Here is a 21,341-nt window from a genome sequence, read left to right as displayed (position 1 = left end):
ATGATATTCAACGAAATAAGTGAGAGTGAACAAAAAAAGATCAGTGCACTGATTAACCGGTTGCTGGCGACAAATTTTCTGGTCAAAGAAAAAGAGAGAGAAGCATATGGTTTTGCCCGGCGCCATCGCGAAGCCCTGGAACGCTATTTTCGTTTTCTTGGCTGGGATTTGATCATTGACGAACGGCATGAATGCCTGTTCCTGAATGCACCGGAGCAAGGCTTGCGAAGGAGATTGAATAAGGAGCAAAGTTTGTGGCTTCTTATTTTACGGTTGATCTATCAGGAAAAGCGAGAAGGATTGTCTTTAAGTGAGTTTCCCATGACCACCTTGTACGAAATCCGGAGCAAATATGAGACATTTCGCATTCCCTGGATCAATCGAACAAAGTTGACCGAGATGGTGCGGCTGTGTACAAGCTATCAGTTGATAGAGGCACTTGACAGCGATTTTCGTTCTGATGAATGCCGGTTTCGACTCTTTCACACCTGGATATACCTGATTGATGCGGACGAGTTGAATGTAGTGAAAGGAAAAATCGAACGATATGTTCCATCGTTGGAAGGAGGAGTGTTTGATGAAATGGATGAAGAAATTGAGACTAATTAACTGGCATTACTTTACCGATGTGACGATGGAATTCGGAAAACAGACCCTCATTACGGGAAAGAACGGTGCCGGCAAATCGACGATCATTGACGCCCTGCAGGTTCTCTTTGTTGCAGATCAACGGCAGATTCGTTTTAATTCGGCAGCGCATGAGGAAGCAAAACGAACAATGATAAATTACTTGCGGGGAAAAATCGGTAGTGATGACCGGACGTTCGTGCGGGATGACGATTTTACCTCTTACATTGTTTCGGAATTTTACGATGACGAAAAACAAGAATCATTCGTTGTAGGTGTGGTGATTGATGTCTATCAGGATCAATCGCATGAGGAAGAGTATTTTATTTTGGCCAATCGTACACTCGAAAGCCTCTCGTTCGTAAAACCCTCCGGCCAGCTTCGCAACCGCGAAGAATTCAGGCGCTTGTATCATAACGATAGCATGACTCGAGTCCGTACGATATTCGAGCGTAACAAAAACAATTACCAAAAAGCCTTGCTCGCCCGCATGGGACAAGTGCATGAACGTTTTTTTCCCATTTTCACGAAAGCGCTATCGTTCAAGCCCATCCAAAATATCCGTCATTTTATTTATGATTACATTCTGGACAAGCGTGAACTGCAACTTGATTTGATGAAACAGAATTTTGAGATCCACGAGCGGTACAAAAAGGAATTGGAAGAGTTGCAAAAACGTAAGGAAAAATTGCTGGGCATCCGTGACAGCTTTCAGAAGCTTGTAAAATTGCGGGAAACGGTCATCGAACAGGACTATGTGCTCCGCAGGTTAAAGCGAGACATGGAGCAAGAAACGCTAGAGCAATATGAACAGACCTTGAAGGATTTGGAGAAGGCGTTGGACCAATTGACGGACGATATCCGGTTTAATGAGCGGAAGCAGGAGGAAGCGGCTCATGAAAGGGAAGAGGCGTACCAACGCTGGAGAAACCACTCTGCGGAACAGCAGAAGCGGCAGTTATTAGAAGAGATCCAACAGTTAGAGATCCATGAGAAAGAAACGAGACAACATCTTACGCTATGGGCAAAAAAGTTGCAGCAGGAGCTTTCTGCACTTCAGGCATTGACGGATTGGAACGGGAATGAGGTCTGGAAATGGGAACCAGGGGAACTTGAACAGCTTATACGCATACGCGAAACGATAGCTTACGTGCTGTCGTTGATAGAAGAGGGACAAAGCGGTGTTGAACATGATGAGGATGTGCTACAAGCATTTCGCAGCGCAAGTCCGTTGTTATCCGCGCTTCACGAACGATTTTTGGTTGTTAAGACTCGCTTAGAGGATCAACTACAGGGATTGGAGAATAGGCTCTCAGATCTGGAACAGGTGATTCGAGATCTGGAGAATCGTAAACGTCGGTACCCTCCTTCTGTGGTAAGATTGAGGGAATTGCTTGAGAAACGTTTTTCCGGTCGCTCACGCGTGTGGATTTTCTGTGAAGAGATGGAGATAGAGGACGACGCATGGCGGGACGCGGTGGAAGGGTATTTGCATACCCAGAGATTTGACTTGTTAGTCGAACCAGAAGTTTTTGCTGAAGCCTTATCTGTATACGAGAAAGAGAAGTTTGCTCACAAATTGGAAGGAGTGGGGTTGGTTGACACAGAGAAGGAACGAAGATACCTGGGGAGTGCGAGACCAGGTTCGCTCGCTGAGGCAGTAAAGGCAGAACATCCTGTCATTCGTGCGCACATGGAGCACTTGCTCGGCAAAGTAATGAAAGCTGCAAACGAACAGGAACTGCGTGAACACCGTACGGCCATTACGAGTACATGCATGCTGTATCATAATTTGATTGCTCGTCAAATTCAGAAAGATCGCTATGCGATTCCGTATATCGGCGCCCAGGCGATCATTCGCCAACTTGAGATCATGCGCGCGGAATTGGACCGGGTGAAGGCACAGCGGAAAGCGATGAAGCTCGCTATGGAAGAACTGTCTGGCTGGGCGACTCGTTTAGCGCAAAAACACGTTCACTACGAGCGTTTGTTGGACCATGTCGATCTTCCAACTCGACTGCGGGTTTGTCTGGACAGATTGGCGTCGAAACGAAAAGAATTAGCTGGCCTTGACATGAGCGAAGCAGAACGGTTGAAATCCGTTTATGAAGAGTGGAAACAGAGGGAAGAAGAATGGAATCAGAAGAGCAAGGAATTGACCGCGTTAAAAGCGAAAAGAGAAGATAATAAGAAAAAATTGTCAGAAGATATCTATTTGCAACAGAGAAGGGTTCACGAAGCGCACCAAGCTCTTGAGAAGTGGCTGCAGGCGTACGGTCCCGAGACAGAGCGACGGGCTTTACTTCGCTGGGAAGAAGCACAAAAACAAGATTTGCCTACGTCCCGCAAGATTGATAATTGGGAAAACAACTGGAAAGGCAATCAAACGCGACGTGATGACGCTTTTCGCGAACTCCAATTGCTCCGCCAGGAATTTAACATTGAGTATTCCTTTAACTCTTCCATTTCGTCTGAGGAGAATGAAGAATACGACGCTCTGTTGTACGATATCGAGCACTTGAATATTCCAGAATATCAGCAGAAGGTGGAGATGGCGTTGAAAGAATCGGAGGAGGAGTTCAAGACACACTTCCTCTTGCGGATGAGGGAAGCGATTCAGATGGCGAGAAAGGAATTTGATCAGCTCAACTATGCCCTCCGCCATTTTCCGTTTTCTGAGGATAAATACCATTTCGAAGTCTCTGCGAGCGAAACATACAAGAAGTTTTACGAGGCGATCATGGATCCTATGCTGGCAGAAAAAGGGTCATTGTTTGATATCCAATACGATGACCGGAGTGAAGTCCTCCATCATCTCTTTGAACTGCTTGTGCGGGGGGATGCTGGCGACATTGAAGAGTTTACCGACTACCGGCGTTACCTCGATTTTGACATCATCGTCAAGACTCGGGACTCGCGTTACCGTTTCTCGCAGGTACTCAAAGAGAAGTCCGGTGGTGAAACGCAGACGCCGTTTTACATTGCGATTCTCGCTTCATTTCATCACTTGTACGCGAGCGGGAAGACGATGCGGTTGGTTGTTTTTGATGAAGCCTTCAATAAAATGGACGAACAGCGCATTCAAACGAGCCTGCGCCTGATCAAGCAGATGAAGTTACAGTTGATCGCTGCAGTTCCGGACGAAAAGATGCAGCACATGGCACCGGAAGTTACGACAACGCTCATTGTCAGCAACCATAATTACGAGTGCTTTGTCGACATGATTGATCGATGGGACGTGGACGATGAGGTTGCAGTAACGTCGGAAGAAGATTCGACACGAATGGAGCAAGATACGTTATTTTAAGAGGGATCAACATGGAAAAGGGTGTAAATGAACAGCGGTTCAAGAACAGGTTTCTCAAACAGGTTCTTGGTTTTTTGCTGGAAAAATACGAACGAAGTCAGGCATTTGTCACGGAACAGCCTGGAAGGTCGAAGCCTCAATTTGCCATAAAAGATAGTCCGTTTCACTTCGACTACTTTGACGAGATGGATTTTCGCAAAAGGGAGTGGATGCACGATGTCCTGATGCATTTGGAGCAGCAGGGCATCGTATCCTTGTCCTGGGTAAAATATAAAGAGGGTACGGAACTTTCGAAGGTTATCCTGTCGTTAGATTCAGTAGAAGAAGCTTACACTCTGGCCGGGATCACGCCAAAAATGAAAAAAATTAAGCGTCTGCAAGAGATTATCAGGCCTTTGGAAGCTCACCCTTGGGAATGGGTGAAAAACTGGTGGAAGCAGACAGATGAAGACCTTTCTCGAAGAAAATCATCCGGCTTGGATCTCGATGACCCCGATGGATATGCGGATCTGGTGAAAGTGTTGATCAAATTGCCGGATATGGAACAGGATACACCAAAACGCCTGTTTAGCCAGGAAGTGTTTCTCGACTCGAAACATTTTGAGCAAAAAGTGGAAAGACGGCTTGTCTCTTTGCTGAAAACATGCGTAGAGACGGAGTTTGAAACAGATCAAGAGTATTTGGACAGCATCGGAATTGTTCAGCACCCAAGGAGTGTCTTCGTTTCGGGAATGCTTCAGTTTCGAGTTGGAGAGACCATCATCCATACAAAAGGACTTCCCGGCGGAATCGGCCTTTCCAGGCAAACTATTGCTCGGATGGAGATTTTGGACCTGCCAATCGAACGAATTATCATGATTGAAAATCTGACCAGCTATCATCAATGGATTCGGCATCGATCTGGAGCTAACGAGCTCGTCATATATACGGGAGGGTTTCCTGATGGAGTGCTGAAAACCTTTCTTTCCAAGCTTGGTACATTGTTTGATAGCTGGCATGTGAATATCCCCGTGTATCATTGGGGAGATATCGACCTGGGGGGCATCAGAATTTTTGAATATCTGAAGCAGATCTATTTTAAAGACTTGCACCCGCTTTGGATGGATGAGCATATACTAGTAAAATATAAAGATAAAGGCATTCCAATAAAAGAATCCTATCTTTCAAAAGTGGAAGCGTTGCTGGACGATCCCCGTTTTTCCACTTGGGAAAATGTCTTGCGCGCTATGTTAAAGCATCGTATCCGGCTCGAGCAAGAAACCGTTTTTGAATACACTGATTTTACTGGTAAGGCAGAGTAGGTTCTTATTCTCAAAACGATCGACCGGATAACAGTTTGCATTCGTACAATAATCTGCAACTGTAGTACTTAAGTTCTCTGACAGTTTCTGTCTTTCTTTGCGGTAAAATCTTAATTTAGAAAAGTGAGTGTTAAAAAACATGTAGATTCGTACAGACAACAAAGACTTACCCTGCCTTTTCTGCGTTACACAGTAAACTGTCCAACGAGGACACCTGCTGATTGTCCCCAAACGTCATGCCGTCACATATGTTCCGCTGAACAGCCAGACCTGTTTGGATTATGCAATAGAGTATGAAGAGTATCACCGTCTGCATCCCTTACTCGTCAAAACGTGGACAGAAACGGAAGAGATTGAATAAAACCAGGGAAACCAGCGGAAACTGTCATTCTATCAAACTCCCATAACCCTTGATTCAAGTGAATTTTCGGGCGCTTTCGGAAACAAGAGGAATGGCTTTATTGAACTTGTCAGGCTGGGCTCGTTGGGCCGAACCCAGCCCAGCTCACCATTACATACAAGCTAAAACCCTTGAATTTTCAAGAGTTTTTTTTAAAATATAAAAAAGATAAAGAATTTATCCGTTATTGAGGTTATAAAATGAAATTAATGATCGGGGGGAATTAAAATGGGACTGTTTGATGGTTTGATGGGGAATGCTTCTGAGGTAAATATTGCCGAGGTTCAAAAAGAATTTAGCAAAATCCTGGCCAATGGTGAGAATGTTGAAAGAGCGTACAGATTGATTCGTGATATGTTTATCTTTACAAACAAGCGTTTGATACTGGTTGATAAGCAAGGATTGACCGGCAAAAAGACGGAATATCATTCCATCCCGTACAGAAGCATCATTCATTTTAGTATTGAAACGGCGGGTACCTTTGATTTGGATGCTGAATTAAAAATCTGGATTTCCGGTAGTCCGACTCCCATTCAAAAACAGTTTAACAAGTCACTCGATATTTACGAGCTGCAGAGTGTTTTGGCCACCTATGTACTGAAATAGTTTGGCTGAGCAGGAGGTTCGCATAGCAATTATTATTTAAGAAGAAACCAGAACAGACAGGGAAATCCCCTGTCTGTTCGCCTACAATTGATACCTTGTACTATAAATCCGTATCTGATACGTGTAAAAAGGCTTTGGTGCCAATGCCTCGCCGCAAATCCGTTCATTTTATTCTCCCGCACAAATTCAATGCATTTCACTCTGAATTTCCTGTTACCAAACTCGTACGTTCCCACAAAGTGACCAATACAATGTGCCAGCGAGATTTGAGCGGAAACCATCACACATGACACCGCGGACTTTGTCTACAGACTGTAACCCCTGGGAACGCAGGGGGTTTTTTTATGGTCCGGCGGAAAAATCAGGGGGAAGCTGAGAATCATTGCGAACTGCCTTTATGATCTTTATAATCTTTCTGTTGGAAATACGGAAGTGCGTAAACCTCCAGGCGGGAAGAGGGACATGATGAGTATGGGGAAGCGTCTGCTTTTTTTTGTGTGTAAACTGATGTTGTTTGCCGCATTTGTGGGATTGTGCGTGTTCTTTTTGGATCTGAAGGCGATAAACAGACAGCTCCTCACATTGCTTCACCATCCGTTTACGCTTGCGGGGATGGCGCTCCTCTACGGGATGGCCTTTTGTCTCAGAGCGTTTGCCTGGAAATGGTATGTGAATAAGGATGTCGCGTTTTCTGTCTTTTTGTATGCGCAATTCTACAGTTTGTTCATCAATCACGTTTTGCCCGTCAAGGCAGGGGACGCCGTGCGAATTGGATTGCTGGCGAAAGAAAAGGATGTGCAGTGGGATGAATCCCTGCATTCTGTCGTGGTGATGCGATCGCTTGATCTGTTGGTACTGGCGGCATATGCGGGGATCGGCGTCTTCTGGATGGGGCTTGCATACACGTGGACGACTCTGTTTCTGGTCGCTGGTATCGGGGCAGCAGGTCTGGTTGTTTTGCTCCGCTGGGGGATGAAAAAGCCCTTGCTGAAAAAACATGTGCAGATCGTCAAAACAGCCTTTACGGGCCCCAAAGGATGGTTCATCTGTGCGGCGATTGCTGCCAGCTGGGGGCTGGAAGCGTTTGTTGTGCTGGGAGTGACGAATGCCTTGTCCATCGATCTTTCCGTACTGAAAGGTCTCTGGGTAAACAGCATGACGATCGCAGGGCAGCTGTTTCATTTTACGCCTGGCGGGTTGGGTACGTATGAGAGTGTCATGACGTTTTCGCTGGTGACTGCTGGTGTGGGCTGGCAGCAAGCATACGAGGTGGCATTGCTGACGCACGGATGGAAGTTTGCCTTTTCCTATCTGGCAGGGCTGTGGGCGTGGATCGCTCTCCCCATACCATGGAGCGAATTGAGAAGTTGGATCAGCAAGAATCGGAACAGAGGTGAGAGCAATGGATAAGGTTGCCGTGTTAGGAGCGGGTTATGTCGGATTGACAACAGCGGTCGGCCTTTCTGCTTTTGGATGGCCTGTCGTTTGTACCGATGTGGACAAGGAGAAGATCGAATCGCTGAACAAAGGGCAGGTTCCTTTCTACGAACCGGGACTGGAAGAATGGATGGCCCAGAGTATGCAGAAGGGACTGTTGACGTTTACACCCGATGCTTCCATTGCGATTCGATCCGCTGATGTCATTTTTGTCGCGGTGGGAACCCCCAGTCTCCCTGATGGCAGCGTCGAACTGTCCGACCTGTTCGCAGCCGTGTCCACCATCAGCGAACACATGACGGAAGACAAACTGATCGTGATCAAGAGCACAGTCCCGCCGGGCACGACCCAGCGAGTGAAGGAATTTCTCGGGGAACGGCTGGCGGGCATTTGTTCTTTTGAGGTGGCGACCAACCCTGAATTTTTGCGGGAGGGATCGGCCATCGCCGACTTTATGAAGCCTGATCGCGTTGTGATCGGGACGGATCGTTCTGTTCCAATCGAACGGTTGCAGCGCATCTATCAGCCGTTGATTGAACGCGAGGTACCGTTTATCTATACCAACTTTCAGACAGCAGAGATGATCAAATACAGCGCAAACAGCTTTCTGGCGATGAAGGTAGCGTTTATCAACGAGATTTCCAGAGTGTGTGATCTGGCCGGTGCAGATGTCTTGACAATCGCTCGGGCGATTGGCCAGGACCCTCGTATTGGTCCGGCTTATCTTCAACCGGGTCCTGGTTACGGGGGCTCCTGCCTGCCAAAGGACACGGCAGCCTTTGCGCACTTTTTCCGCGAGAGGGGGATGCCCCTGCCGATCATCGAAGCAGTGATGGAGAGCAACCACATGCAGCATCGCTACGCTGTCCAAAAGATCAGTGATTATTACAACACCCTGGACGGCATCAAACTTGGCGTGCTGGGAACAGCCTTCAAAGGGGGAACCAGCGACATGCGCCAATCCCCGGCAATTCCCATCATCAACCAACTGCTGCAGTTGGGGGCAGAACTGACGCTGTATGATCCGCAGGCGCTGGATGAGGCCAGGCAGTTGTGGGGAGATGGGTGTCTCTACGCCGAAGACGAGTATGAAGCAGCGGCCGGCCAGGACGGAATCGTAATCGTCACAGATTGGCCATCGTTTCGCCAACTTGATTTGGACAGAGTAGCTCAGGCCTTGTCGCGCAAGGTTATGTTTGATTTTCGCTCTCTTTATCAACGAGCGAAACTGGAGCAGATGGGGTTCGATTATATAGCGATTGGCCGATAATTTTTTCTTTGCTAATTGACAACGAGTCTCATTATCTTTACAATGAGTTTTGCTGAGAGTGATAATGATTATCAATAAAACGCACCTTAGGGGGACCTCGTAACATGAAACCGGTAAAAGTTCTTTCCACGACTGCTTTGGTCATGAGCCTGCTGCTTGCTGGATGCGGTGACAAGCCTGCGGCGCAGCCTCAAGACAATGCGCAGACCCAAACGACACAACAACCGGCTGCGCAAGAGGAGGCCAGGAAATCTGCGGTTGCTGATCTTGTCGGTGCAACCAAAGAACTGGTAGGAGTCTTGAAAGCAGAACAAGTGGATTGGGACAAAGCGATCAAACTGTACGACGAAAAATTAAAATCTCATGTTCAATCCATGGATGAAGCGAACAGTGCACAAGTAAATGAACAAATCACTGCTGCTTTGAACGCAGGCAAGGACGGTCAGCTGCCGGCAAAAGTTGTTGCCCAGATCGGCGATAAATTGCTGCAAAAAGTAGCGTTCCTTTCCATTCGCAACGAGTTCAAGGGAGCAAATGATCAATTCGCCAACAAAGACGAAGCGAAAAAAGAATTGGGCGAAGCAAAAGAATATTATAACGGCGTGCTGAAAGCGATGATCGAGAAGCGCGACAATGCGTATGAAACACAACTCGTCAGCGCAATTGACGCTGGTTTTGCCGAGATGGAAGGCGCCATTGAAAAAGGCGACAATCTCGCGTTTAACCTTGGCAAGCAAGTCGTCGACAAATCCATCATGAAAGCATTCTACCTGGCATCGGGCGCTGAAAAAGGATACGCCTACAAGATTGAGAAACTGGTGAAAGAAGGCAAGGCGGATGACGCGAGAGTAGGTCAGGCAGAAGGCTGGGCGTTTTTCCAATCCCTACAGTCCTACCTGGAGAAACACGACAAAAAAGATGCCGATTTCATTAACAGCCAGTTCGATCTCTCCAACGACGTGAAAAACGTCAAAGGCGACACAATCAATCAAGCGTATGTGCGCGCGATTGCGAAGACAGCCAAGAGTGAATATGAAGCGTCTGTTGAAAACTGGGGCAACGACAAGGCAGCAATCACCGCGCTCGAAGGAGCTCTGTTCATCGATATGATCAAGACGGATCTGCCGAAGGCTCTCGGCAGTGCGGAGAAAGCGGATGCCCTCCAGAAACTTGCGCAGCAGTATCTTGACGCCGTAAAAGCTCAGGACAAGGCAAAAGCAGATGAGAGTTTCAAACAGATCAAGCCTGTGCTCGACTTGCTTGAAAAATACGGGAAATAATGTAACAGAATAAGAAAAGTGGATTTGCAGGGGGGCTGGGTAATGTCTTATGCACGTAAGTTCATGTCCTCCCTCTTTGCTTTGTTATTGGCGGTGTTTACGCTTGTGCCGCATGCGGCGTTCGCGTATTCATACGGCAATCCAAACGAAGAGGCTGTGGCAGAGAACTACAAACAAGTCGTAGCAAAACTGAATCAAACGCCGGCTGACTACGCAGGAGCTTCCAAGACCTTTGAGAGCATCAAACAGGAACTGGACATGCACATGGGGCCGGAGCCGAGTCAGGCGATCACGCAAGCGTTGCAGGCCCAGGATAAACAGGCTGCAATCAGTGCGTACCAGAAGACGCTTGTGTTAAACGTTGCAAGGCGCCTGGAAAGCGCGGAGAAGGAATTCGCCAACTATCAGCAGAGCAAACTGCTGCTTGCCAAAGCGTTGGCTACCTATGATGCCCTTTCCCCTGTCATCAAGGGAAAAGATGCGGCATTGGATCAGAAAGTACGGGAAAGTTTTGATCTGACACTGCAGGCGTTGGGGAATCCCGGGCTGTTCGGGGTTGGCGTGAAGGAACCGGATCAGCAGGCGTTCATCACTCACAAGGATGAGATCTTGCAAAGCCTTCAGACATGTTTCAACATGCCTGAATTGAAAGTGGGGCATTTCACACCTGGGCAAGGTCCGGGAAATGAATTGGGAAATGATACCTCCACCATAACAGACAATCTAAAGAATTGGCTGCCGCTTGTCCTGATCGTGCTCGTGATCTTGTTCATCGTTGTTCGCACGATGCAAAAACGGCGCACATAAGAGATGAATGTCCTGCTTCCGTTTGGAATCGCGTGCTTGGCCTTTGTGATCCGCCTGCCATTTCTGGCACATGGACCGGCTGGGTGGGATGATGTTGACTTCGCCCTTGGCGTGGACAATTACGATCTGTCGCTGATGCAGCCGCATTTTCCCGGCTATCCGGTATACATGTTGATTGCCATTGGCTTCGCGCGTTTGATCGCGAATCCGTTTTTGGCGCTGTCCCTTCTGTCTGCTCTTGCGAACGCTTGCACAGTGTTCCCGCTGTATTCGATTGTCAAGCGGTGCAGCCGTCAGCGGACAGCTGTCTGGGTGGCGGTTCTTTGGGCAGTAAACCCGCTTGGCATGGTCTTGGGAACCCAACCGCTTTCGGACAGCTTCGGTAATTTGCTGGCTGTCTGGCTCGTAGCTGCCTCATTGGTTGTGGTTGACCCTGGTTTGGCGGAGAAAAAGCGGGCACTGGTACTGGTGTTCTCGGGAATCCTGCTGGGCTTATTGTACGGCGTGAGGATCTCGTACCTGCCATTGGGAGCCGTGTTTGCCTGGGCATTGTACGTGTACGGCAGGGATACCCGGCGGTACGGCGATGTTGTCAGTGCAATCGTTTCTTCATTATTGGTCAATCTGTTGTGGCTGTACGGATTGGTGCTGAATGTGGGAAGCCTCACAGGTTTCTGGAGGTTGGCAGCAGCATTCACAGAAGGTCATTTTTCCGATTGGGGAGGAGCGTACACAGGAAGCCATGCGGGAGAGCGACTTCTCTATTGGATTGGGCGGCAGTGGTTTGCCGCCGGGCTGGGTGCGCCGTGGAACGAGCAGAACTCATGGTTCAGCTATCTCATCCTGGTTCTTGTTTGTGCGGGAATCACGGGGGGTGGAATAGCGGCAGGAAAGACGCGCTGGCTGCAGACGGGGAACAAGGAACACATCGTGTTGCTTTTCCTGTGGATCGTTCCCTATCTCCTCTGGGCCTTTTTTGCCCAGAATGTCGAGAAGCCTCGTCATATCCTGCCATTGATGATTCCATTGATCTGGGGCATTGTCTGGGGCTTGCAGCAGTGGAGGCGATTCTCCCCCATCTTGTTGACCGCGCTGGCCGCAAGTACGGCTGCCGTGGGTGTCATCCAGGTCCGTGAGCAGCCGGTGACGGATTCACCAATGGCGCAACTCGCCCATTATGTGGCACAAGCTGATCGTGGTGAATCGAGTATCATTTATACGTATGAAGAAGAACGCGTCATACGTTACCTTTATCCTTCTGTTACAACTGTCCGGCTCAGGAAGTGGTCCGATTTTCAGGCCTCCATCCTTGCGTATTCCGTGCTGCCCGATCATGTTTATTTGACAGATCGTGTATTGGACGGATTTCACAATGAACAGCTGAAGGAATATGTGAAGGAAGCAGCCCGATTTCGGGGAAGTGAGTGGCTCTATCCCACGTACCATGACATCGTCTTGTACGAAGTTCGTCAGGATAAAAGACAAGAGTGGATCAGACTGATCAAGACCGGGCAGCAGCCAGCAGGTTCATGACAGCATGCGGAGGTGAACGGGGTGGAATTGCAAGCATTTTTGATTACCTTTCGAGAAGCGCTGGAGGCATTGTTAATCGTCGGAATTATTACCTCGTATCTGAAGCGGGTAGATCATCCGGAGTACGTCAAACACGTCTGGCTCGGCGCATCGCTCGCGATTGTTGCCTCTTTGGGGATGGCACTGCTCTTCCAGGTCGTGCTGGACGGGTTCGCCTCAATGGGTTCCCAGAACTATATGAAAGCAGGGATCATGCTCGTTTCCGGAGCGCTGCTGACCCAAATGGTGTTCTGGATGGCGGAGCAATCCAAGGAAGTCTCCGGCAAGTTGCAGGGAAAATACAGCCAGTTTATTACCACCGGTAATGTCGTCGGCATGGTGGTTCACGCTTTTCTCGTCGTTCTTCGCGAAGGTGTGGAGACCGTCTTTTTCTTCGCCGCGATTACGGGCGGAGACATCGGCAAAGCCATGCAGACATGGGGCTCGTTTGCCGGTATCCTTCTGGCTGCTGTCGTGACCTACTTCTTTTTCAAAGGTACGATGCGGATTCAGCTCAAGACGTTCTTCAAGATTACGGGTGTATTTATTGTCCTGATTGCCGCCGGTTTAATCGTCCAAGGGGTTTCCATCCTTCAGGACATGCATGTCATCGGCTCTGTGGCGCCGCAATTGTATGATCTGACGTGGTTTATGCCGGAGCATCCCATCGATGAAGAACATTACATCCGGGATCACGGTCAAGAACCGCTCATTTCCGGGCAGGTCGGTATTTTCCTGAAGGCGCTGTTCGGGTACTCGTCCTCACCTTCGCTCGAAGAGTTCTTGATTTATTGGGGATATTTCCTGGTATTGTATTTGCTGCTGCGCGGTCGCGGAGAGCAGAAACCTGAACTGCCGCAAGGGAAGACACGTGAACAGACTGTACAGACAAAGGAAGTAAAAGCATGAAGGTATTAATTACAGGGGGAGCCGGTTTTATCGGCTCCCATGTCGTGGAAAAACTTCACGATCATCAGGTTCTCATCGTGGATTCACTCGACCCCTACTATGATCCCAAATGGAAAAAGGAGCGCCTGAACAAGCTGTTGAAGTTGCCGCATGTGCAATGGCGCCATGTCGATATCCTTACCTTTTCGGAGTTGGAAAAGGTATTTCATTTTTTTCAGCCTGATCGCGTGATTCACCTCGCTGCCATGCCGGGGGTTCAACCGTCGCTTGTCCATCCTGCCAAGTACGTGGACGTGGATGTGAAGGGGACGGTTCATGTACTTTCCCTGGCTGCTCAGTTCGGAGTATCCCGGTTTGTCTTTGCTTCCTCTTCCTCCGTATACGGACCGGCTGTCAATCGTCCTTGCCGGGAGGATGATGAGCTGCAGCCTGTCTCGCCTTATGCCGCAGCGAAGGCAGCGGCCGAGATGTACTGCCGCACCTATCAGAGGCTGTATCATCTGCCTGTGACGATCGTTCGCCCGTTTACGGTGTACGGCCCCGAGCAACGACCGGACATGGCTCTCTGGAAATTTGTCATGAAGATGATGAATGGAGAACCGATTACCTTGTACCGGGGCGCAATGGGACGAGACTACACCTATGTGTCAGATATTGCCGACGGCATTGTCCGCGCCTGCTTTCGTCCCCAAGCTGTGAATCGAACCTATAACCTGGGGAATGGGTGCGTGGTTCCGTTGGAGAAACTGGTGGCAGAACTGGAGAAGGCAATAGGCAAACGTGCCGTGATTGAGTGGAGAGACCTTCCTGCCGGCGATGTGCCGCTCACGTGGGCTGACACGACCCGTGCCGAGCAGGAGCTGGAATTTCGAGCACAGGTATCGCTTTCAGAGGGAATCCGGTTGTTTGCTGACTGGTTTTGGGAGGAAGGAGTGAAGAGATGAAGAAGGCTTCCGCAATCGAGGTTGTCATGGCACGATGCTGGAATGTCTTGAACGAAGGCAAGACATTCACACCCGTGTTTGTGCTTGGCGTTTTTTTGATGTACCACGCGACGGATCTGCAGGCAGCGTCCTTTTTCCATGCTTTTGTATACATGCTGCCTGTTTTTGTGGTGTATTATTTGTTTGATTTTCCGCTTCATCTGCGCTGGTTTTTGCTGGTTCCCCTGCTTGCGGGCGGCATCCTGTTTGGGGTAGTGGATGGAAATCTCCTCTGGTTTGCGCTTGGTATGTACGTGTTTTTTACGGTCTTTTTCTGGGGAACGCTTTACTATCACCTGCGGATCGGGACCACCTGGTGGAACTTTTTGCGGATATGGCGGCTCTTTTTGATCAACAGTGATTCGACGAGCGGCAATGTACTGGAGCAGGTACCGAAATTCACCCTGCAATTGATCCTGTTTACGGCGCTTTATCAGGCGGAGCCGGGGGGAGGAACGGGAGGAAAGGTACTCGTTTTCACGATCATATTGGCCGTGTACGCGTACCTGGTTCATCGTTTCCTGTTTAACTGGAAGCCCAAGGAGTATCCGCATTATGTCACGCCAAATGAGCTTCCTGAAAAACCCCTGGCCAAGCGAGTGGTGATCGTGGTGATTGACGGTTGCCGAAAGGACAAGCTGTATCAGGCGGATGCGCCATTCCTTCATCAACTCATGCGGGAAGGTACAGTTTATGAGACGATGGAGACGATCTATCCTGCCCGGACCGTGACATGCTTCTCCTCCATGTTCACAGGGACGTATCCACGTGAGCACGGCATCCGATCCAACATGGTGTGGAGCCTTGGGGTGAAGGTGGAGAGTATTTTCGATGTGTTGAAGAAGCAAGGGAAAAAAGGCATTCTGTTCGGCTGCGCCCATCTGATTGATGCGTTCGGTGATGATGTGGAGAGTTTCACGGCTGTTTCACACAACGATATCGTTGACCACAAGATTATGAATCAGGCAAAAGTGATCTATGAACGAGAACAACCGGATCTGTTTATCGTCCAGATGATTGCCGTCGATCAAACGGGGCACAGCCGGGGGGTGCATTACCCCGAATATCTGCAAAAGATTCATGAAGCGGACAAGTTAATCGCAGACTTCCACACCTGGCTGGGAGAGCGTGGGCTTTTGGATGATACGGCGTTTATTGTCATGGCTGACCACGGACAAGGAAACGGGATTGGCGGACATGGGCATCTCGATGAAGGAGAGCGATTCGTTCCTTTCATGATGCATGGTCCCATGATCAAGCAGGGACAACGAGTAAACGAGTTCCGCAGCATCGTATCTGTCGCTGCCACGATCAGCGCGCTCTTGGGTGTCCCGATTCCAAACCATGCGAGAGGACCAGTATTACACGAAGCGTTTGTACAGGATGGTGGAACACAGCATGAAAAAACTGATCATCGTCATCCCCGCATTTAACGAGGAAGAATCGATTGCCCGTGTGATCGGCAAGGTACCCAGACATTTTCAGCATGATGTCCAGGTGGAAGTGTTGGTGGTAAACGATGGCTCGACGGATCGGACAGAGGAAGTGGCCAAGGCAGCAGGAGTAGAGCACATCCTTCGCTTTTCCACCAATCGGGGATTGGGCGCAGCGGTACGAGCAGGTCTGAAGAAAGCCTATGAATTGGGCGCGGATTTGGCTGTGATGATCGATGCGGACGACGAGTACCCGGCGGACCATATCCCGCGTGTGGTTGCCCCGATTCTTGACGGCCAGGCAGACTATGTATTGGCCTCCCGCTTCATGCGACGGGTGAAAGGCATGAAGCTGCACAGGAGGCTGGGAAACTATTTTTTCACCGCATTGCAGGTCATCCTTTTGCGTCAATGGATCACGGACGGACAGACAGGCTTTCGCGCCTTCTCCCGATCAGTCCTTAGGGACCTGGAGATCATTCACGATTACAATTACGCCCAAGTGATGACGATGAATATTTTGCGTAAGGGATACCGCTTGCGTGAAGTGGATATCCCCTATAAAGTCCGTCAGACCGGGGAGTCATTTATCACCTTCAAAGGGTATGTGACCAACGTATTCCCTGCGATCTGGCGCGAATGGAGAAGACAATAGCAAACTTGTCGCTCGTCAAACCCTTGAGAAATCAAGGGTTTTTTGCTGTTGTCGATCATTTAACAAAAACCCCCGGGATTAACCAGGGGACGGTTGAGCGGTTGCCGCATCATGGTAATCCGTCATATCAGCGCAAGCCAGTTTATGCTGTTCATAAGGAATTGTGAGGGAAAATGGTCACAGCTCCATTCGTGTTGAGGCAATTCGTGAGAAGAAAAATGGCTGTAATCTGGATGACTGCTGATCACGACACCAAACTTCTGCCGGATAAGGTAAACTTGTTATCAGAGCATATAAAGAGTGAGGAGGATGTATGGTAATAATGATGAAATGCCCTTTCTGCGATACACAGTCTCTTAAAATCATCCTGGAAAACGACAAAGCCATTGCCTTTTATGATAAATACCCGGTTCAACGAGGCCATTTGTTGATCGTACCCAAACGTCATGTGGCCACTTACTTCGACGCTGCTGATGAAGAGATCATGGCCATCCATGAGCTGATAAAGCAGGGAAAAGAACTGCTAGATCGAGAATATATCCCCGACGGCTACAACATCGGCGTCAATGTTGGGGAGTACGGTGGACAGACAGTGATGCATCTTCACGTACACTTGATTCCCCGTTACAAGGGAGACATTGACGACCCGCGTGGGGGAATCCGCAAAGCAATCCCCAATCTCGTACCGTATCCCTAAAGGAGAATGTATTATGCCGATCTACAACAAATTGATCCGAGACCGTATACCGGAAATCATCGCAGCAACCGGTAAACGATATACGACCAGCGTATTATCAGATGATGAGTACCTGGTCAAGCTCCGCGAAAAGTGCCAGGAAGAGCTGGATGAGTACAGCACTGCCCAATCCGATCGGGAAAGTCTGGAAGAACTGGCGGATGTATTGGAAGTCGTATATGCGCTCGCCCGTGTTCACGGAGCTTCCCCGAGGGATCTGGAAGAGATTCGCAGATCCAAAGCGGAGAAGCGGGGAGGATTCGAGCAAAAGCTGTTTCTTCATGAGGTAGAAGATTAATGGCAGACGTCAGACTTATTACGGAAAATCTGTTTACAGAAATGACGAGGGAGATGAAGAAAGCTTCCTCCATTTACATACTCACCTCTTTTGTCATGTACTCCGGTGTTCGCCTGCTTGAGCCGCATTTGAAAGAGGCAATCGAGAATGGAGCAGAAGTAAAGGTGCTTGCTGGAGATTACCTGTTTGTGACGCAGCCACATGCGCTGCAGGCACTGCTTGAGATTGACCCGCGTATAGAGGTACGCCTGTGGCGAAGTGGCGGAACATCTTTTCATCCCAAAGCGTATCTCCTCCAATATGAAGACAACGATGGGGTTTTGATTGTTGGCTCATCCAATCTGTCGCGGTCCGCATTAACGTATGGCGTCGAGTGGAATCTGGCGATGCAGGCCAAGGCGGCACCCATGACATTTGTAGAAGCGCAAACCAGATTCATGCACCTGTTTTACCATGAGCAGACAGTTCCCCTGAACAGCGAGACTTGTATGGATTATGCAAGGGAGTATGAGGAGTATCACCGTCTTCATCCCTCCCTTGTGAAGACGTGGACGGAAACGGAAGAGATTGAACTAACCATGCCGGTATACGAGGATGCCGAAAAACGGGATTCTTTTGTGCTGAAAGAAGCAGTCGCTTCCTATGGTGGTATTGTTCCGCGTCCAGCTCAGCAAATCGCGCTCGAAGAATTGGAAAAAACGATGAGTGAAGGCTATGACAAAGCGATGGTGGTTATGGCTACCGGACTGGGAAAAACGTATCTGGCTGCTTTTTTTGCAAGAAACTTTAACAGGGTTCTCTTTATCGCCCATAGGGAAGAGCTGCTGTACCAGGCGCGCCGTTCCTTTGCGGAAGTGATGCCGGAACGAACCGGCGGGATCTATGACGGCCAAACAAAGGAAAGACAAGCAGATTCCGTTTTTGCCTCCATCTACACGTTAAGCATAAAGCGGCATCTGGAAAGGTTTCGTCCAGACGAGTTCGACCTGATTATCGTGGACGAGTTTCACCATGCTGCGGCGAACTCATACAGGCGAGTGCTTGATTATTTTCAACCCACTTTCCTGCTGGGAATCACCGCGACGCCATATCGGACAGACGGGAAAGACGTATACGCCATCTGTGACGGAAATGTTGCCTTTCAGCTCGATTTCATCGAAGCAGTGCAGCGAGGATGGTTGGCTCCGTTTCGCTACTATGGCGTGTATGACGATACGGATTATTCGCAAATCACCTGGTTGGGCAACCGTTATGCCGAAGAAGAGCTGTTACAGGCACAGCTCAAAGAAGAGATGGCGGCAAAAATATATGCGGCGTGGAACAAACATAAGCAAACCAGAACGCTTGCCTTTTGCTCCTCAATCCGTCAGGCGGATTTCTTGAGTACATTTTTTCGGGCTAAATGTGTTCGGGCGCTCAGCCTTCACTCCAGGACGAGGGAAATGTCTCGGGCAGAGGCGATTCGCCAGATGGAAAAAGGAGAGCTGGACGTCATTTTTACTGTTGATCTTTTTAATGAAGGAACGGATATCCCCTCGGTGGATACGCTCTTGTTTGTCCGTCCGACGGAATCGTTAACGATTTTTACCCAGCAAGTTGGCCGCGGCTTGCGTTTGTATCCGACCAAAGAATACTGCACGATTATTGATTTGATTGGAAACTATCGCAATGCGGATGTGAAACTGACCCTTTTTGATACAAGAACGGGTACGGAAAGAAAGAATCATCACTGCAAGCCTGTCGTACCGTTTAATTGCAGCATGGAACTGGAAACGGGTGTGATCAACCTGCTGCAAGAAATGGCGCGTAAAAGGCAGCCGCGCAAGGAAAAACTTCTCCAGGCTTTTGAGGAAGTCAAACGTGATTTGGGGCGGATTCCAACCTACCTGGAACTTCATCTGTACGGCAGGGAAAACAGCCGTGCGTACAGACAGGAATTTACGTCGTACATCCGTTTTCTGGATTGGGCTGGTCAATTAAGTCAGCTGGAGAGTGAACTGCTGAGAAAATATGAGCATTGGCTCAACGAAGTCGAAGCGACTTTAATGACAAAAAGCTATAAAATGATCGTCCTGCTTTACATGCTGAATCGGGGAGAGCAAAGATGGTATCACTCCGTGACTCCGCGAGAGGTTGCTCCTTTCTTTCATCGGTATTTGACGGAGAAGGAATTCCGCAAACGGATTGACTTCTCGGACAAATCATCACAGAAATTATGGACCTACAACGAGGAACAAGTGGCCAAGTTGATAGCCGAAAAGCCGATGAGCAATTGGAGCGGCAGCTCGAAGGGATTGGTTGCTTTCACCGACGGTGTGTTTTCCCTGAATTTCGATATCGACCCCCAGGACAGCCCCATTCTCTACCGCTGGACGAGAGATATTTGTCTGTACCGGCTGCACGTCCATTTTGAAAAGAAAGCAGGAAGAGCAGAGTGAAAGAGAGAATGCATGATGAACTGCTCGAGTAAGGGGCGGTGGCTATGCCGGCAAGAAGCAGGCGAACTCCACCATCATCCTTTTCTCGCCTTGGAAAAACGTGAGAGTTTGACAGGAGGCGGAGCAAATGAAGATCGATCGTTTGGACCATTTTGTCTTGACCGTCAAGGATATCGATGCGACGGTCCGTTTTTACACGACAATATTGGGAATGGAAGAGGTCACGTTTGGCAACGGCAGGAAGGCGCTACAGTTCGGGCAGCAGAAAATCAATCTGCATGAGGCGGGCAAGGAGTTTGAACCGAAAGCGCTGCACCCGACCCCGGGGTCAGCCGACGTGTGCTTTATCACCGAGACGCCGCTTGACGAGGTGATCCGCCACATTGTGTCGCACGGCGGGCAGATCGTTGAAGGACCGGTGCGACGGACGGGAGCGACAGGGCCGATCCTCTCTGTCTACCTGCGCGATCCCGACCAGAATTTGATCGAGATTGCCAACTACGTCGGCGAAGAAAAGTAGCTCATCGCTTTGACCGATTCGGACAAGAGCAGAAACATCAGGGTAATTCTCTTTGGAATCAGAGAAATCCCTGATGTTTTTTTGTTTACAGTTGCGGGCGATCAGAAATGGTGAGGGAGATGATTCGTGATCCTAAAGTAGGAGGTTATCCCAAGTAGTTTTTATGTGAAACACCCTGATTTACGTACGTACATGCTAGTGATATTGAATTGTTGGGGCCAATGATCTACTATTATTGAAACTATTGGTGTAAAATTTTACTAGATCATGTCGTTTTTTGTGGAGTGACTGCGATGAATTTACGAGATAAGTCCCAAAGTAAAATGGTAGACGTTTTCAAGACAGGTAAAGAGTATCGTCGACGTGATTTGCATGACATGTATGGCGGCCAACGATACGGTGGGATATCAACACCTTCGAAACACCCTTTTATCATGATCTTCACAGGGGACAGAGGAGAAGAATATGGCTACAAAGATGGCTGGACAGAAAATGGCATATTCCTCTATACCGGTGAAGGACAAGAAGGGGATATGCAGTTCATCAGGGGAAATAAAGCAATTTTAGAGCATGAAAAGGACGGGAAGGATATACACCTCTTTGAGTACGTCCGAACCGGGTATGTGAAGTACGTTGGTCAGATACTCTGTGTTGGATATAGGGTAAAGGACAAGGACAACAAGGGACAAAATCGGAAAGTAATTGTGTTTGAGTTGATGCCGATCGAAGCGGAGTTACCTCAGAAGGGTTCATTTAAGTGAT

The 21,341-nt window shown here is 48.9% G+C and carries 18 protein-coding genes; all 18 read left to right on the top strand.

All coding sequences use genetic code 11. The features are described 5' to 3' along the window. The 18 genes from IRT44_RS19210 to IRT44_RS19125 all read left to right on the top strand — a co-directional run bounded on the left by IRT44_RS19210 (position 1) and on the right by IRT44_RS19125 (position 21,340). Entirely contained in the window at positions 1 to 609 is a 609-nt protein-coding gene (locus IRT44_RS19210; protein WP_230077219.1) for a DUF4194 domain-containing protein, read from the top strand. Beyond that, the gene (locus IRT44_RS19205; protein WP_230077218.1) at positions 578 to 3,934 is read left to right on the top strand and encodes an ATP-binding protein; all 3,357 of its coding nucleotides are present in this window, start codon (positions 578 to 580) and stop codon (positions 3,932 to 3,934) included. Before IRT44_RS19210 ends, IRT44_RS19205 begins: the two co-directional genes overlap by 32 nt. Positions 3,935 to 3,945: 11 nt before the next feature. Continuing rightward, complete coding sequence (locus IRT44_RS19200; RefSeq protein ID WP_230077217.1) at positions 3,946 to 5,235, top strand: Wadjet anti-phage system protein JetD domain-containing protein; 1,290 nt, start codon at positions 3,946 to 3,948, stop codon at positions 5,233 to 5,235. Between the two features lie 628 nt (positions 5,236 to 5,863). After that, positions 5,864 to 6,241, top strand: a complete 378-nt coding sequence (locus IRT44_RS19195) for a PH domain-containing protein (RefSeq protein ID WP_230077216.1) — start codon at positions 5,864 to 5,866, stop codon at positions 6,239 to 6,241. Between the two features lie 462 nt (positions 6,242 to 6,703). Next, positions 6,704 to 7,651 (top strand): lysylphosphatidylglycerol synthase transmembrane domain-containing protein, encoded by a 948-nt coding sequence (locus tag IRT44_RS19190; protein WP_230077215.1) that lies wholly within the window; start codon positions 6,704 to 6,706, stop codon positions 7,649 to 7,651. Continuing rightward, the gene (locus IRT44_RS19185; RefSeq protein WP_230077214.1) at positions 7,644 to 8,948 is read left to right on the top strand and encodes a UDP-glucose dehydrogenase family protein; all 1,305 of its coding nucleotides are present in this window, start codon (positions 7,644 to 7,646) and stop codon (positions 8,946 to 8,948) included. The genes IRT44_RS19190 and IRT44_RS19185 overlap by 8 nt, the downstream gene beginning before the upstream one ends. 104 nt (positions 8,949 to 9,052) lie before the next feature. Next, positions 9,053 to 10,228: a hypothetical protein gene (locus IRT44_RS19180; protein ID WP_230077213.1), complete on the top strand. Its 1,176-nt coding sequence runs from the start codon at positions 9,053 to 9,055 to the stop codon at positions 10,226 to 10,228. Between the two features lie 42 nt (positions 10,229 to 10,270). Then, complete coding sequence (locus tag IRT44_RS19175; protein WP_230077212.1) at positions 10,271 to 11,035, top strand: hypothetical protein; 765 nt, start codon at positions 10,271 to 10,273, stop codon at positions 11,033 to 11,035. 36 nt (positions 11,036 to 11,071) lie between these two features. Next, the gene (locus IRT44_RS19170; protein ID WP_409978424.1) at positions 11,072 to 12,568 is read left to right on the top strand and encodes a glycosyltransferase family 39 protein; all 1,497 of its coding nucleotides are present in this window, start codon (positions 11,072 to 11,074) and stop codon (positions 12,566 to 12,568) included. Positions 12,569 to 12,589: 21 nt separating this feature from the next. After that, positions 12,590 to 13,516 carry an FTR1 family iron permease gene (locus IRT44_RS19165; protein ID WP_230077211.1) on the top strand — a complete coding sequence of 309 codons (927 nt, stop codon included), beginning with the start codon at positions 12,590 to 12,592 and terminating at the stop codon, positions 13,514 to 13,516. After that, the gene (locus IRT44_RS19160) at positions 13,513 to 14,460 is read left to right on the top strand and encodes an NAD-dependent epimerase/dehydratase family protein (protein ID WP_171564471.1); all 948 of its coding nucleotides are present in this window, start codon (positions 13,513 to 13,515) and stop codon (positions 14,458 to 14,460) included. Before IRT44_RS19165 ends, IRT44_RS19160 begins: the two co-directional genes overlap by 4 nt. Continuing rightward, a complete protein-coding gene (locus tag IRT44_RS19155; RefSeq protein ID WP_230077210.1) occupies positions 14,457 to 15,932 on the top strand; it encodes an alkaline phosphatase family protein in 1,476 nt (491 codons plus the stop codon). The genes IRT44_RS19160 and IRT44_RS19155 overlap by 4 nt, the downstream gene beginning before the upstream one ends. Beyond that, positions 15,898 to 16,587, top strand: a complete 690-nt coding sequence (locus IRT44_RS19150) for a glycosyltransferase family 2 protein (protein ID WP_171564469.1) — start codon at positions 15,898 to 15,900, stop codon at positions 16,585 to 16,587. Before IRT44_RS19155 ends, IRT44_RS19150 begins: the two co-directional genes overlap by 35 nt. Positions 16,588 to 16,900: 313 nt before the next feature. Next, complete coding sequence (locus IRT44_RS19145) at positions 16,901 to 17,284, top strand: HIT family protein (protein ID WP_326838936.1); 384 nt, start codon at positions 16,901 to 16,903, stop codon at positions 17,282 to 17,284. A 13-nt stretch (positions 17,285 to 17,297) separates the two neighbouring features. Further along, positions 17,298 to 17,621, top strand: a complete 324-nt coding sequence (locus IRT44_RS19140; protein WP_230077209.1) for a nucleoside triphosphate pyrophosphohydrolase — start codon at positions 17,298 to 17,300, stop codon at positions 17,619 to 17,621. Further along, positions 17,621 to 20,059, top strand: coding sequence for a DEAD/DEAH box helicase family protein (locus IRT44_RS19135; protein WP_230077208.1), 2,439 nt, complete (start codon positions 17,621 to 17,623; stop codon positions 20,057 to 20,059). The genes IRT44_RS19140 and IRT44_RS19135 overlap by 1 nt, the downstream gene beginning before the upstream one ends. 127 nt (positions 20,060 to 20,186) lie before the next feature. Further along, the gene (locus tag IRT44_RS19130; RefSeq protein ID WP_212132725.1) at positions 20,187 to 20,579 is read left to right on the top strand and encodes a VOC family protein; all 393 of its coding nucleotides are present in this window, start codon (positions 20,187 to 20,189) and stop codon (positions 20,577 to 20,579) included. A gap of 293 nt (positions 20,580 to 20,872) precedes the next feature. Further along, positions 20,873 to 21,340 carry an SRA domain-containing endonuclease gene (locus tag IRT44_RS19125; RefSeq protein ID WP_230077207.1) on the top strand — a complete coding sequence of 156 codons (468 nt, stop codon included), beginning with the start codon at positions 20,873 to 20,875 and terminating at the stop codon, positions 21,338 to 21,340. The last annotated feature ends 1 nt before the right edge of the window (position 21,341 follow it).

This window comes from Brevibacillus sedimenti (assembly GCF_020923495.1).
Lineage (GTDB): Bacteria > Bacillota > Bacilli > Brevibacillales > Brevibacillaceae > Brevibacillus > Brevibacillus aydinogluensis.
This window is presented reverse-complemented; position numbering and strand designations above follow the sequence as displayed.